At 47.1% G+C, this 13,375-nt stretch carries 12 protein-coding genes; 3 read left to right on the top strand and 9 right to left on the bottom strand.

Annotated features, from left to right (window positions below; genetic code table 11):
• Window positions 1-6: 6 nt before the first annotated feature.
• The 6 genes from mraY to C7Y71_RS09245 form a co-directional block, all read right to left on the bottom strand.
• Window positions 7-1,275, bottom strand: a complete 1,269-nt coding sequence (gene mraY, locus C7Y71_RS09220) for a phospho-N-acetylmuramoyl-pentapeptide-transferase (RefSeq protein WP_111898133.1) — start codon at window positions 1,273-1,275, stop codon at window positions 7-9.
• 54 nt (window positions 1,276-1,329) lie between these two features.
• Complete coding sequence (locus C7Y71_RS09225; protein ID WP_111898132.1) at window positions 1,330-2,778, bottom strand: UDP-N-acetylmuramoyl-L-alanyl-D-glutamate--2,6-diaminopimelate ligase; 1,449 nt, start codon at window positions 2,776-2,778, stop codon at window positions 1,330-1,332.
• 24 nt (window positions 2,779-2,802) lie between these two features.
• A complete protein-coding gene (locus C7Y71_RS09230) occupies window positions 2,803-5,067 on the bottom strand; it encodes a penicillin-binding protein (RefSeq protein WP_111898131.1) in 2,265 nt (754 codons plus the stop codon).
• A 3-nt stretch (window positions 5,068-5,070) separates the two neighbouring features.
• Window positions 5,071-5,520 (bottom strand): FtsL-like putative cell division protein, encoded by a 450-nt coding sequence (locus tag C7Y71_RS09235; protein ID WP_111898130.1) that lies wholly within the window; start codon window positions 5,518-5,520, stop codon window positions 5,071-5,073.
• 123 nt (window positions 5,521-5,643) lie between these two features.
• Window positions 5,644-6,546, bottom strand: coding sequence for a 16S rRNA (cytosine(1402)-N(4))-methyltransferase RsmH (gene rsmH / locus C7Y71_RS09240; protein ID WP_111898129.1), 903 nt, complete (start codon window positions 6,544-6,546; stop codon window positions 5,644-5,646).
• Window positions 6,547-6,573: 27 nt separating this feature from the next.
• On the bottom strand, window positions 6,574-7,017 hold the full coding sequence (locus C7Y71_RS09245; protein WP_111898128.1) for a division/cell wall cluster transcriptional repressor MraZ: 444 nt from the start codon (window positions 7,015-7,017) through the stop codon (window positions 6,574-6,576).
• A 198-nt stretch (window positions 7,018-7,215) separates the two neighbouring features.
• Between C7Y71_RS09245 and C7Y71_RS09250 the strand changes: the two genes are divergently transcribed.
• On the top strand, window positions 7,216-9,471 hold the full coding sequence (locus tag C7Y71_RS09250; RefSeq protein ID WP_111898126.1) for a CotH kinase family protein: 2,256 nt from the start codon (window positions 7,216-7,218) through the stop codon (window positions 9,469-9,471).
• A 63-nt stretch (window positions 9,472-9,534) separates the two neighbouring features.
• On the opposite strand, the gene C7Y71_RS09255 is transcribed toward C7Y71_RS09250, so the two are convergent.
• The 3 genes from C7Y71_RS09255 to C7Y71_RS09265 all read right to left on the bottom strand — a co-directional run bounded on the left by C7Y71_RS09255 (window position 9,535) and on the right by C7Y71_RS09265 (window position 11,748).
• Window positions 9,535-10,434 (bottom strand): tyrosine-type recombinase/integrase, encoded by a 900-nt coding sequence (locus C7Y71_RS09255; RefSeq protein WP_111898124.1) that lies wholly within the window; start codon window positions 10,432-10,434, stop codon window positions 9,535-9,537.
• A 142-nt stretch (window positions 10,435-10,576) separates the two neighbouring features.
• On the bottom strand, window positions 10,577-10,768 hold the full coding sequence (gene rpsU, locus C7Y71_RS09260; RefSeq protein WP_111898122.1) for a 30S ribosomal protein S21: 192 nt from the start codon (window positions 10,766-10,768) through the stop codon (window positions 10,577-10,579).
• A 122-nt stretch (window positions 10,769-10,890) separates the two neighbouring features.
• Window positions 10,891-11,748, bottom strand: coding sequence for a mechanosensitive ion channel family protein (locus C7Y71_RS09265; RefSeq protein WP_193215898.1), 858 nt, complete (start codon window positions 11,746-11,748; stop codon window positions 10,891-10,893).
• Between the two features lie 82 nt (window positions 11,749-11,830).
• On the opposite strand from C7Y71_RS09265, the gene rlmH reads away from it, so the two are divergent.
• Both rlmH and C7Y71_RS09275 read left to right on the top strand, forming a co-directional pair.
• Window positions 11,831-12,304 carry a 23S rRNA (pseudouridine(1915)-N(3))-methyltransferase RlmH gene (gene rlmH / locus C7Y71_RS09270; RefSeq protein ID WP_111898119.1) on the top strand — a complete coding sequence of 158 codons (474 nt, stop codon included), beginning with the start codon at window positions 11,831-11,833 and terminating at the stop codon, window positions 12,302-12,304.
• Window positions 12,297-13,331 carry an endonuclease/exonuclease/phosphatase family protein gene (locus C7Y71_RS09275; protein ID WP_111898117.1) on the top strand — a complete coding sequence of 345 codons (1,035 nt, stop codon included), beginning with the start codon at window positions 12,297-12,299 and terminating at the stop codon, window positions 13,329-13,331. Before rlmH ends, C7Y71_RS09275 begins: the two co-directional genes overlap by 8 nt.
• Window positions 13,332-13,375 lie beyond the last annotated feature (44 nt).

A 13,375-nucleotide genomic window follows, 5' to 3' on the forward strand; every position in this document is an offset into this window, starting at 1 on the left:
GATTTGTTATCTGATTTTAAGCGTGATGATTGTTGCAGCAGCCATAATGATTGTTGCGAGCCAGAAACGTATCGTTACTTTCGATTCGTGCCATGCTCCGCGGGGCCATTTCAGGAGGTACTTGCAGTCGGGCTCTAACTGACTGTCGAGTACGCGGAAATTGTCGTGTATAGGTGTGCGTTTGAAGATTCTCTGCTTGATGCCTTTTCGCTTGCCAATCTTGAAGTATCCCACCTGCAGGATGACGCTGAGGCTCTCCATGAAGAAGATGAAGCAAAGGATGGGCAGCAGCAACTCCTTATGTATAATGATTGAAAGCACAGCAATGACACCTCCTATGGCGAGTGACCCTGTATCGCCCATGAAAATCTGCGCGGGGTAGGCATTGTACCATAGGAATCCGAGCAGTGCCCCCACCATGGCGCTGATGAAGATGACGAGTTCCTCCGTTCCCGGTATGAACATGATGTTCAGGTATTGCGCATACTGTATGTGGCTCGACACGTATGCGAGCACGCCGAGCGCTATACATATTATTGCAGAGTTTCCTGCCGCCATGCCGTCCATGCCATCATTGAGATTAGCCCCGTTCGATACTGCCATGATTACGAAAATCGTCATCAGGACAAATACTATCCATCCGCCAAGCGATTGATATTCACCAAGAAAGGATGTGATGGAAGAATAGTCGAAGTCGTTGTTCTTGACAAACGGAATGGTGGTCTTCGTAGATTTTACAGGCGTGTTTTTATGCACTACTTCTACTTTGTCGCCCACTTTTTCAGTCTCAATATTTTCCCTGATGGTAGCATCAGGACTGAGGTATAGCGTAATACCCACAAACAGACCAAGCAGCATCTGCGCCACCAGTTTCCATCTGCCCGCCAGTCCTTCCTTATTTTTCTTGAAAATCTTTATGTAGTCGTCCAGGAAACCCACAAGCCCGAGCCAGACCGTAGTAACAACAATCAGTATGAGATATATGTTTCTAAGGCGTCCCAGCAAAAGCGTGGGCACAAGTATCGCCACGATGATGATGATACCGCCCATTGAGGGCACGTTGATTTTCTTTTCTCCGAAAGGGTCGATTTTAGGGTCACGTTGTGTCTCACTGAAGTTTTTTCGCTTCATGTATTTGATGAAACGCTCTCCAAACCATGCGGAAATGACGAGTGCAATTATGAGCGCCAAAAGTGCACGGAAGGAAATATATGTCCACATACCCGATCCGGGTATGCCGTAGTCGCCTAAAAAACGGAAAATGTAGTATAGCATATTTTATTCTTCTGTAATAGTTTTTGAATATTCATTACACGTGCTCCCTTCTTCTCAATCAATACCGAAAGCCTTTTTGATTTCTTCGTGGTCGTCGAAGTGGTGTTTCACTCCTTCTATCTCCTGATATGGCTCGTGTCCTTTTCCTGCAACGAGAATGATGTCGCCTGGCTGTGCCATCATCACTGCGGCTCGTATGGCTTCCCTGCGGTCGGTGATGCTGATGGTTTTCTGCATCATTTCTTCATCAAGTCCTGCGAGCATGTCATTGATGATGTCTTGCGGATTTTCGAAACGTGGGTTGTCGCTGGTAATAATGACGCGGTCGCTGTTCTTTGCTGCTTCCTGTGCCATGATGGGGCGCTTCCCCTTGTCGCGGTTGCCGCCTGCCCCGCATACTGTGATGACACGTCCCTGTTTCTTGATGTCGTTTATCGCCTGAAGGACGTTGACTAACGCATCGGGCGTGTGTGCATAGTCCACCACTGCGCTGAAACCTTTCGGTGAGCGTATCGCCTCAAATCGTCCGTTCACGGGATGCAGGGATGAGAGCACGCGCAGCACTTCCTCCTTTTCCTTGCCCAGCATAACGGCTGCGCCATACACTGCGAGCAAGTTATACACATTGAACCTGCCTACGAAGCGCACACTCACTTCTTGCCCGTCGATGTCGAGCAGCATGCCTTCGATGCTCTCTTCCACGATTTTTCCCTTGAGGTCGGCAGCAGTGCGGGTGGAGTAGGTGAGGACTTTTGCTGCGCAGTTCTGTACCATGATCATACCATTCTTGTCGTCGGCATTGGTGATGGCGAACGCGGACTTGTCGAGACCATCGAAGAATGCCTTTTTAGCATCCCGATAGTTTTCGAACGTCTTGTGATAGTCGAGGTGGTCGCGTGTAAGATTCGTGAAGATACCACCAACGAATTTGAGTCCTCCTATGCGTTTTTGCTGTATGGCATGCGACGAACATTCCATGAATGCATATTCGCAGCCTTCCTTCACCATTTCTGCGAGCAGCCGGTTGAGTGTGACGGGGTCGGGCGTGGTGTGGCTTGCCGGCACTTCGCGGTCCTCTATGTAGTTGCATACCGTGCTGATGAGTCCGCATTTGTGCCCCATTGCCCGGAACATGTTGTATAGCACTGTGGCGATGGTGGTCTTTCCGTTTGTGCCTGTAACTCCTATCAACCTGATGTGTTCTGTCGGGTTGCCATAGAATGCTGTAGCCACCTTTCCTGTGGCATCTTCTGTGTCGTCCACGCGCACGACCGTAATGCCTTGCGGTACTTCGACATCTTCGCAGACGAGTACTGCCGCAGCACCCAGTTCCACCGCCTTTGCGATGTATTGGTGTCCGTTGCTTACGGTGCCCTTCACTGCGATGAACAAATTGCCCGGTTTTACCTGTCGGGAGTCGATGTTCACTCCTGTGATATCAATTTCGGCATCGCCAGTTATGACTTTTGGCTGCAGGTTGCCGATGATGGTTGATAGTTTCATATTTTGTTATGCTTTTTTTCGGTTTTAGCCCTTTCTCTCGCCATTCTTTTGTGGCGTTGCCGGGTTTACGGCTTTGGTTTTAGGCTGGTCGTTGCCATTTCCCTTCCGGGGATTGTCTTTATTGTTTTGGGCAGTCATTGTACTGTCGTTCTCGTTTCCTTTTCTGTTTCCGAGCCAGATGATGACCTCCTGATTGCGTGCTATCTTTGTGCCGGGCGCTATACTCTGCATAGTAACTTTTCCTACACCCTTAGCCTTTACCTTGAGTCCGAGGTTTTCAAGTCGGAAAACGGCATCCCTCAGTCCATATCCGATGACTTTCGGCATGACGTTGCCGGACGTGTTCTCCGTAGCCAGGATGGCTTTATCGTTGTTGTAGTTGCAACTGCCCCAGTTATAATAATTGTCGTTCATGCCAATCAGATCGTTCTCGATGTTGAGTTCCGTCAAGATGCGCTCCATGGCATTCATGTCGCCTGCAGAGAGGGTAGGCATGTGTGCATTTATGCTGTCTGTAGCCAAGGCATAGTTGGTGCTTAGGTTGAGCGCCATGACGTTTTCTGCCACTTTCCTGAAGACTGGTCCGCAATGTCCTCCTCCTGATGCACCGGGTCCTTCTTTGATGCAGACAATCATCGAGTATTTTGGTTTGTCAGCCGGGAAATAACCTGCAAAAGAGACGATGTATTGCGACTGGAATCCTTTGTCGGACCATATCTGTGCCGTTCCCGTCTTTCCTGCTATTTCGAATTTTTCGGAGCGTGCCTTTTTCCCCGTTGCGTGTTTGCCTTTGACCACTCTTGAGAGGCACTCCTGTATGTTTGCTATGGCTTCCGGTTTTGCCATTTGTGGGCGAATGACGGATACCGGATATTCCTTTACGATTTCATCATCCCGGGTGAGATGTGTCACAAATCTTGGGCGAACCATTTTTCCGCCATTGGCTATGCCATTATAGAAAGTGAGGGTGCTGATGGGTGGTATTTCCGTTTCGTATCCTATGCTCATCCAAGGTAATGTTGTTCCGCTCCACATTCTGGGTCGGATTTTTGGTATCGCATAACCGGGTATGGGGAGTTTCAGGTCTTCTCCGACTCCTAATTTATATATACCATTGATAAACGCTGTGGTATCTTTTCGATAGATGCGGTCTATTGTGGTGCTTACGGCAACGTTTGAAGAGCGTTCTATGGCTTCAGCCACTGTTATCATTCCTGCTCCTCCGTTTCTCCAACTGGCATCGCGCATTGTCCTGTCGTAGAACTTATGTGTGCCGTTTCCTGCGTTGGCGGGAGTGTTGAGTTCTATTTTGTCATCGTTGAATGCCACGAGGAAGGACATGGGTTTGAATACGGATCCCGGTGCAAGACGTTGTGAGAGTGCCCAGTTCTGTATGGGGTAGTATTTCCCATCTTTAGCCCTGCCTATCGTTGTGATAGCCTTAACGTCTCCTGTTTCCACCTCCATAAGTATGCACAATCCATACTCGGCACTGAGTTCTTCCAGTTTCTCTCTGAGTGCTTCTTCCACGATGTTTTGCATCACGACGTTGAGAGTGGTGTGCACATCGCAACCGTTAACAACAGGTGTGATGGGTATGTTGACCGTGGAGTTGTATTTCTTTTCTTTGATTTCCTTACCTGGCGTGCCTCTGAGTATTGTATCGAGCCCTACTTCCAGTCCATACATTGCAGTATCTTTTCCTGCATAGAATCGTCCTATTGTACGTTTTGCCAAGTTTCCGTACGGGTAGCATCGCCTGATGTGTTTCTCAGCATTGAAGTTGAACCACCTAATCTTTGCGAGCGATCGGATTTGGCTGTACTGTGTGTAGTTGATGTATCTTTTGCCGTTGAGTTTGAGGTGTCTGGCATTATTCTCTCTTCCTTTGAGAATGTGTGCTTTGTATTCTTCTGCCGTTTTGTCCTTTAACACTTCTGCCAGTAGTTCGCTGACAGAATCCACTTTTGCATAGAGTACAGAGTCGCGCTTGTGCTGGTCTTTTTTTCTTCTGTTGAGTGTGTCTTTCTCGTATGACATAAAGTCGAGGTAGATGTCGTATGCCGGCACTGTTGCAGCGAGTACTTCTCCTCCATCGGCATAGATATTGCCGCGTGAAGGCGGTATGGTGATAATTCTGTTGTTGGAAGAGTCTTTCACTGTAGTCCAGTATTTGCGCTCCACTGTCATGGTGTAGCCTGCCTTAGCCAGAATGGCAACGGCTGTCGCTATGAAAACAATAGCGATGACGATATATCTTGGTATAACTTTGCTTGATGGAAATCTCATTTTTTAATCCTCCTTTTCTTCTTTTTTATCCCCTTCGCCTGTTTCGAGACTGTACATGGGTTTGTTGGTGTGTTTTACATTTGGCGCTGAATCTTCCTTGACAGTGCCTTTTGTTGATGTGATTAGATTTTGAGCAGTGAGCAATTTGTAATTTCTGTCTTCAAGTGTGTCGCAGAGGTGTTTCCGCTCAATTTCTGCGTTGTCGTATGCGTATCTGTTGCTGACGAAGATGAGTGTCAGCACTACGCAAAATACGATAAAAAAGATGTACTTTCTGAACCACTGTCCGCTGAGCATATCTCCCCCTAACACCGATTTGAGCGTGAGTTTTGTACGCTGCTCGTTGTTGATGTCGATTGTGTCGTGCAAGGCCTTCCTTGCTTTTTCATTTGCTTTCTCTCTTGAGAGAATTCTTTCCTTTTCCTTTTTCCTGATTTCTAAGTCGTCCGTCATTTTCCTTTTTCTCCCTAAGCAGGAAGAACTTTTTTGATTTGTCTCCCTGCTTTGTTTTACCTTTTTCCTTTTCCTTGTTTTTCCTTTTTTCCTTTTATTAGTTTGTCCTCAGAATGTTTGTCCTCAGACTTTCTGCGCGATGCGCAGTTTTGCACTGCGGCTTCGCGGGTTCCTTTCCTGCTCTTCTGTGTCAGGAACAATCACTTTGTTGTTTACCGGTTTGAGCGGTACAATCCTGTTTCCGAAGAAATCCTGTTCAACTGCCCCTTCAGCATTTCCACTCTTCATGAAGTTTTTTACCATGCGGTCTTCGAGCGAGTGGTATGTCAGCACCACGAGTCGTCCTCCTGTGCATAATGCATCGATAGTGCTTTTGAGCATCTCTTGCAGTGCAACCATTTCGCCGTTTACCTCTATGCGCAGTGCTTGGAACACCTTTGCCAACTCCTTTTTTTCGCGTTCTCTCCCGATGACGGGTCTTACGGTTTCGATGAGTTGTCCGGCTGTTTCAATGTGTTCCGAAACTCTTGCCTTTGTGATGGCTGCAGCCAATCTTCTGCCGTTTTTCAGTTCTCCGTAGAGTCGGAAAATCTGGCAGAGTTGTTCCTCCTTGTAGGTGTTGAGCACATCAGCGGCGTTTATTCCTCCTGCTTGATTCATTCTCATGTCGAGTGGCGCATCGAAGCGGAACGAAAAACCTCTCGTCTCATCATCGAAATGGTGGCTTGATACTCCGAGGTCTGCCAGTATGCCATCGACGTGTTCGATTTCGTAATATCTGAGCCAATTTCTGAGAAAGCGGAAATTGCTTCTGACGAAGGTAAATTTCTCGTCTTCCGGTATGTTGGCTTCGGCGTCAGCATCTTGATCGAACGCCAGGAGTTTGCCCTCCTTTCCCAAATGCTTCAGAATTTCTCTGCTGTGTCCTCCTCCTCCGAATGTCAGGTCAACGTAAATGCCATCGCGTCTGATATTGAGTGCTTCAACACTTTCTTTTAGTAGTACCGGTACGTGGTAAGTCATCATTGAGAAAGTTTTTCAGTTTGCGACCGATTATTCCGTTTTTCCTCCTAAAAGTGCTTCGACAGCCTTGGCATAGTCTTCCGGTGCAATGAAGTCGTTTTCGCGCTTTGCCCAGATTTCGATGCGGTCGTCCATTCCTACGAAAGTGACAGCGTGGTCAATGCCTGCAAAGGCGAGCAGGCGCTTAGGTAAGATGAAGCGTCCGTTTGAATCGAGTTGGAACTGCTCAGCGTCGCTAAGATACTGCCGGAAAATCATAGCCTCCTGCGGATTCCATCTGTTCAACTTAGTGCGCAGTACTTCTACCTCCGATTGCCATGCGGACATGGGGAACACAACGAGGCAAGGTTGATAGATGTCCCTTTTCAGGACAAACTCTCGCTCGCTCTCGGGCAGGAGTTTGCGAAAAGAGGAAGGGAAAAACACGCGGCCTTTCTCATCCAGTTTTGCTTCTATCGAACCAGTAAACATCATCCTTTTTTAGTTTTGTGTACAAAATTAAACACTTTTCCCCACATTTCCCCACCTTTTTTTAAATAATTTTTTTAAAAATATCACAAAATCTTGTAACTCAAAGAAAATCAGCATAATACAGAATGAAAAAATATTAATATTTCTATTCGCTCAAATAAAGTGTCAGATATTTTTTATCTTTGCAAAAAAATCAGGAAAATGCGGAAAATAATTCTTTTTTTGATGATAGCGCTTGCTCTTCCAGTGTCCGCGCAAAACTTCGACAGCAATACAAGCTATAGAATTTCTGTTGAAGAAAGCCTGAACGATGGAGCGCTTTATATGTATTCTTGGGATGGCGAATACGAATTCTATTATTTCAAGACGAACAATTACGACATCTACAGCATCGTATGGTGGAAGTTTGAAAAGTCGGGAAACTATTGGACCATAAAGAATGAGGGAGAAAACAAATACCTCACATACACGAGGAAGACGTACACTATCGGTTATGGTTCGAATACAAGCACAGGCTACGATGACGCGCTTACCGCTCAAAGCACGGTAAAGAATGACAGTTCAAGATGGATAATAGAGGCTGCAAATGGTTGTTATACAATCAGGAATGCCGCTGCACCAGAAAAGTATCTTCATGTGAAAGTTGAAAGATATGGCGAAGGCAGCAATGTCTATATAGACGGATATGTTTACATGGGCGATTTGGAAGAGAACCAGACCGATGTTTATTTTCGCTTCTTCGACAGGAGCGGTGAAGAACTTCCCACAGGTCCTGTTGCTAAAACGGCAGTCAACTATTTACGCGTAAATGGCAAGCGGTTGATTTATGACAGAACGAGCCAGTCCTATCTTTTGCCTATTTCGCAAACCTATATGGGAAAGAGTACTTTTGTCGGTAATATTACTTTCGAAGGCATAGAAGACGAAGTTTCCTATCAAATGGTAGTGGACGACGCTATAAATCAAAATACACGCTTTGCGGTGAAGGATTTCTCCTGTGAGAATCCGCTCACTTTTACCCTGAAAGGTAGCGATGGAAGTGAGGCAGGACCCTACAAGTTGTTGCTGACATTCATGCCGGTTGTGGAAATAAATGTGAGTAGTGTTAATTCCAGTACATACTCTCAAGGCTCTTTCCGTGTGAACGACGGAAATACAACTGAAGAAGATACCACGTTTACAGCCGGTTATAAATACCGCGGTGCATCTGCTCAGCGTTATGGCAAGAAGTCGTACAACGTGAAACTCTTTGAAGAAGATTTTGCCACGGATTATGATGCCAACATCATGGGGCTCAGGGAAGACCACACCTGGATACTCGACGCGATGGCTATCGACCGTGTACGAATGCGTAACCGCATCTGTTTCGACGTCTGGAACGAAATAGACAAACTGCCGTATTCATCGAACTATAACCAGCGCAACGGTACGGTGGGCAAGTTCGTGGAAGTGGTTCTCAACGGCAAGTATCACGGCATTTACTGCTTTACCGACAAAATTAACCGTAAGTTGCTGAATCTGACAAAAGTGCTTGAAGATACGACGGGCGGTACTGCAACCTACACTCAGCGCGGTCTGCTCTACAAGGGCAAACAGTGGGGCGACGCGGTATATCTGAAGAGTAGCAGCGGAACGCCACCTCTTTCGAGTGTAACGTGGCAGAACTGGGAACTTATGTATCCCGATGAGCACCCCACTCAGGCGGCATGGATTCCGTTGCGCAACCTGATCAATTACAACAACCGTTCTGATTCGGTATTCTGTGCCACATTTGCTGACCACTATTATTTCGACAATGTGTTGCATTATGTGATGCTCCAGTTGGCTTACAACCTTCAGGACAACGGCATGAAGAATATGTATCTCAGTACGAAGAATATCCAGAAGTTCGGACAATGTATGCTCTTCACCGTATGGGACATGGACAGTTCTCTCGGTGGTTACTGGGATGGCAGTTATCATGATGTTGTGGCTGATACCACTTACGTTACCCGTGTGTTGCCATTGTCAAAACTGTTTTCGAGAAATCTTCTCGGATTCCGCGACAGTCTTCGTGCATACTGGCATGAGCACAAAGATGTGGAATTCTCTTACGATTCGCTCATGAGTAAGATGAACGCATATAAGGACCTGTTCGTTGAGTCGGGTGCCTGGCAGCGCGAAATGAATCTGTGGAGTGAAAATACTACAACCTACAAAATGCCTAAGTTGCAAGAATTGGAAGCCGAAGTGAACTATGTGGGCGAATGGTATAAGCGTAACATCGCCTACCTTAATCAGTTGCTTCCTGAGCCGGAGCCTAAAGAAGATCCGGACATCACGGCTATTCAGACGCTGCAGACGGGCAAGACGGTCGATGCGATATACACCATCGATGGAAGAAAACTTGAGAATGTGAGTCTTCGCCAGTTGCCACATGGCATTTACATCGTCAACGGAAAGAAAATTGTCAGGTAGCAACTTGGTAAACATGAAAAAGGCATCAGTTTGGTGCCTTTTTTTCTTTATCTTAATCTGTGGCTATGAATCGTGTTTTTCGCGCGGGTGCGCCTTTTCGTATTCCTTGCGCATATCGGCGAAGGAGAGGTGGGTATATACTTCCGTTGCTTCGAGACTTTCGTGCCCGAGCAATTCCTGCACGGCACGTATGTCGGCTCCGTTGTTCAGCATGACGGTGGCGAAAGTGTGGCGCAGGGTATGGGGTGTGCGTTTCTTTTGGTTGGTGACCAGCGTGAGGCGTTTTTTTACTATGTTCCTGATTTTCGGTACGGTCAGTCTGAACCCCCTTTTGTCGATGAACAATGCTTCTTCATTTCCTATGCGGCTTAGTTTGCTTCGTTCTGTGATGTATGCTTTCAGTGCGTTGTGCATTTCTTCTCCGAAAGGCACTATGCGCTCTTTGTTGCGTTTGCCCAGTACTTTCATTTCGTTGCCGGAAAGGCTGAGCGATGACGTGTTGAGCCCTGCCAATTCGGAAACACGTATGCCGGTGGAATAGAACGTAAGTAGTATGAGGTGGTCGCGGTGTCCTTCGAAGTTGTCGTCGAACTCTGTGTCGTCGAACAGTCTGTCCATTTCGCTTTGCTTCAGGAATGTGGGCAAGCGTTTGGCTACCTTCGGATTGGTTACGAGGCGTGCCGGATTTTTGTCAGTAATGCCCATAATCATAAGGTATCGATACATGGTACGGAGTGCGCTGAGTTGCTTTTTCACCGTTCTTGCATCTGTGCCGTTTTCCCGGCGCTGTGCTATCCATCGACGTATGATGTCCACGTCTATGCTGTTCCAGTCGAGGTCTTCGTCCAATGCAGCAACGAAGTTTACAAAATCGCTTATTGCGGTTCTGTATGTTATTACCGTTTGCTGAGAATAGCCCTTCTCTGCTATGAGGTATTCGAGAAATTCGTTGATGTGGTCCATAATGCCGTTGGTTGTGCCTTGTACTGCAAAGATATGTTACATTTTTGGATTTTGCAAAATAGGTTTTGCTACAATCAGTTACAAAAAAATGCCGTACACATTTGCACGGCACCCTTTTCTGTTTCAAGAGAACTAAATTCGCTTAGTCCTGATTCTGATGCAACTGCTGAACATATACAGCATGCTCCATGGCGAGGCGCTTCTTTACAGAAGGCTTCGTAAACTGCTGACGACGGCGAAGTTCTTTCGTTACACCTGTTCTTTCGAATTTTCTCTTGAATTTCTTGAGGGCGCGTTCGATGTTTTCGCCTTCCTTAACGGGTACAATGATCATTTTTTGGTTTTGGTATTTTTATTGTTATTTTTATATTTCAGTCCACTTTGGGGTGCAAAAATACATAATATTTTTCTTATACACCAACAAAACCGATACTTTTTTGATTTAAAAATTTCAGATTATTCCTTCACGATGTGCACGGTGCGTTGCGGGAATGGTATTTCTATGCCTTTTTGTTGGAACTGTCTGTAGATTTCAGCATAGATGACTGATTTGGCGATGATGACGTCTTCGCTCTTTACCCAGGCGTAGATACTCAGGCTGACGCTGCTGTCTGCCATTTCATTCACCATGACGCTCCATGCTGGTTCTTTCAGAATGTATTCGTTTTTATCAAGAACATCGTTGACGGCTGTCTCCACTTCTTTCAGGTCTGTGCCATACGCCACACCAATAGTCCACTCAATGCGTCGTGTGCCTTCCCGTGTCTTGTTGATGATGGTGGCAGTGCTCATGGTGCTGTTGGGTATGTAGATAATCTGGTTGTCGATTTGTCGCAGTATGGTATGGAAAATCTGTATTTCCTCCACCTTTCCTGTCTTGCCATCCACTTCGATGAAGTCGCCAACGCGGTATGGCTTGAAAATCAGAATAATGATTCCTCCAGAAAAGTTTTGCAGATTGCCCGACAGCGCCATACCGACGGCAACGGCTCCCGAAGCCAGTAGTGCGGCGAAGGATGTGGTTTCTATGCCGAGTGCGCCGATAGCGCTGATGACCAGGAGTGTCATCAGCACCATGTTTGCCAGACTTCGGATGAAACTCTGCACCGCCGCGTCAATCTTGGTCTTCTCGAGCATTCTTCGGATAAGCCTATTGATAAACTTTATAATAAGCCTTCCTACGACTATAATGATAATCGCTACAATGATGTTCTTCCCGGCGCTGACGCCAATGTCCATCAACTTGTCGAGCAAACTTGTCATTTGGTCTGTAGAGGGCAACTCTTTTGGTATAGTTTCTATTTCTAATGGCATAATTCTGTTGTTGTTTTGGGCGGCGAAAATACGAATTTTATTCTGATTAAGCATTATCTTTGCCTTACAAAGTAGTTCAGTTATGAAAGTATTGCTCATCGTAACAGGAAAGACCACCGATAAACGCATCGAGGCATTGACGGCAGAATACCTCAGGCGTTCGTCGCATTATGTGCCGCTTCAGATGGAGGTGGTTCCCGATGTGAAAGCTGTCAAGGGGCAGTCCTCACGGAATGTGAAGGACAGGGAAGGTGAGGCTATTATGCGCCTGCTGCAAGAAGGCGATTGTGTTGTGCTGCTCGATGAAAAGGGCAAGGAGATGCGTAGTGTGGAATTTGCCGGATACCTTGAGAAGAAGATGCACAGTGGTGCGCGGCGGCTGGTATTTGTCGTTGGTGGAGCCTTTGGCTTTTCAGAACAACTATATGCACGGGCGAACGAGATGATTTCGCTGTCGAAGATGACCTTTACTCATCAGATGGTACGCCTTTTCTTTGCGGAGCAATACTATCGTGCCATGACCATACTGAAAGGAGAACCCTACCACAATGAATAGCCGCTACACCATTATCATCTTCATTTTGCTCTCGCTCCTGTCGCAGACAGTTTCCGGGCAGCGTTGGTTTCGTGTGGCGCATTACAACATGGAGAATGTGTTCGATACTATCCATGATGCAGGCAAAACAGATGAAGGTTTCCTTCCTGCCAGCGAACGTGAATGGGATTCCCGGAAGTACCGGACAAAACTTGCTAACCTTGCCCGCGCCATAGCGGGCATGGGACAGACGCAGCCAGTGGATGTCATCGGGGTGTGCGAGGTGGAGAACGATTCTGTGCTACGCGACCTCACGGAACGGACGATGCTGCGGCGATTAGGTTACAAGTATATTGCCACATCGAGCAACGACGTGCGCGGCATAGACGTTGGGCTATTGTATCAACCGGAGCGTTTTCTGCCCCTGTCGGTTGACACCATTTCTGTTCCTTATGACTCTATTGAGCGCCCTACGCGCGACATTCTCCATGTGTGCGGTATGGCGGCGAGTGGCGATACGCTGCACATCTTCGTCAATCACTGGCCCAGTCGGCGTGGCGGCAAACTGGTAACACAGGATTACCGCATGAGGGCAGCGCGGACTATCATGCAATTCTTAGATTCGCTCTTTGTTTCGGAGCCTGATGCCAAAATCATACTTGTGGGCGATTTTAACGACGAATACAGAGACAACAGCATCCGACACGGCCTGCGGGCGCGTGCAGGTTTCGACTATAAAGGCGAGGCAGACCCGCGAGGGCTTTATGTGCTGACGGCACGGAAGAAAGGGCGCAACGGCATAAAGGGCACGTACAAGTATCGCGGCAGGTGGAATCAACTCGACCAGATAATAGTCAGCGGCAATCTTTTGCAGGGTAGGGGACTGCGGACTTCGTATGACGACTGTCGAATCGTTGACGACATCCCTTTCCTGCTTGAAAAGGACAAGAACGGCAAATCGGTAAAACCCCGACACACCTACTACGGTACATACTATCGCGGCGGGACGAGTGACCACCTGCCTGTAATTGCTGTCTTTCATTATTGATTCTGAAATGTCGTTTCACGCTAATGGTTGCGGAATCGTTTTTT

This window comes from Pseudoprevotella muciniphila (assembly GCF_003265305.2).
GTDB lineage: Bacteria > Bacteroidota > Bacteroidia > Bacteroidales > Bacteroidaceae > Alloprevotella > Alloprevotella muciniphila.

Excerpts from the sequence above, each read along its gene's own strand:
- mraY (WP_111898133.1), bottom strand. The coding sequence starts at position 1,275 with ATGCTATACTACATTTTCCGTTTTTTAGGCGACTACGGCATACCCGGA.
- C7Y71_RS09225 (WP_111898132.1), bottom strand. The coding sequence starts at position 2,778 with ATGAAACTATCAACCATCATCGGCAACCTGCAGCCAAAAGTCATAACT.
- C7Y71_RS09230 (WP_111898131.1), bottom strand. The coding sequence starts at position 5,067 with ATGAGATTTCCATCAAGCAAAGTTATACCAAGATATATCGTCATCGCT.
- C7Y71_RS09235 (WP_111898130.1), bottom strand. The coding sequence starts at position 5,520 with ATGACGGACGACTTAGAAATCAGGAAAAAGGAAAAGGAAAGAATTCTC.
- rsmH (WP_111898129.1), bottom strand. The coding sequence starts at position 6,546 with ATGATGACTTACCACGTACCGGTACTACTAAAAGAAAGTGTTGAAGCA.
- C7Y71_RS09245 (WP_111898128.1), bottom strand. The coding sequence starts at position 7,017 with ATGATGTTTACTGGTTCGATAGAAGCAAAACTGGATGAGAAAGGCCGC.
- C7Y71_RS09250 (WP_111898126.1), top strand. The coding sequence starts at position 7,216 with ATGCGGAAAATAATTCTTTTTTTGATGATAGCGCTTGCTCTTCCAGTG.
- C7Y71_RS09255 (WP_111898124.1), bottom strand. The coding sequence starts at position 10,434 with ATGGACCACATCAACGAATTTCTCGAATACCTCATAGCAGAGAAGGGC.
- rpsU (WP_111898122.1), bottom strand. The coding sequence starts at position 10,768 with ATGATCATTGTACCCGTTAAGGAAGGCGAAAACATCGAACGCGCCCTC.
- C7Y71_RS09265 (WP_193215898.1), bottom strand. The coding sequence starts at position 11,748 with ATGCCATTAGAAATAGAAACTATACCAAAAGAGTTGCCCTCTACAGAC.
- rlmH (WP_111898119.1), top strand. The coding sequence starts at position 11,831 with ATGAAAGTATTGCTCATCGTAACAGGAAAGACCACCGATAAACGCATC.
- C7Y71_RS09275 (WP_111898117.1), top strand. The coding sequence starts at position 12,297 with ATGAATAGCCGCTACACCATTATCATCTTCATTTTGCTCTCGCTCCTG.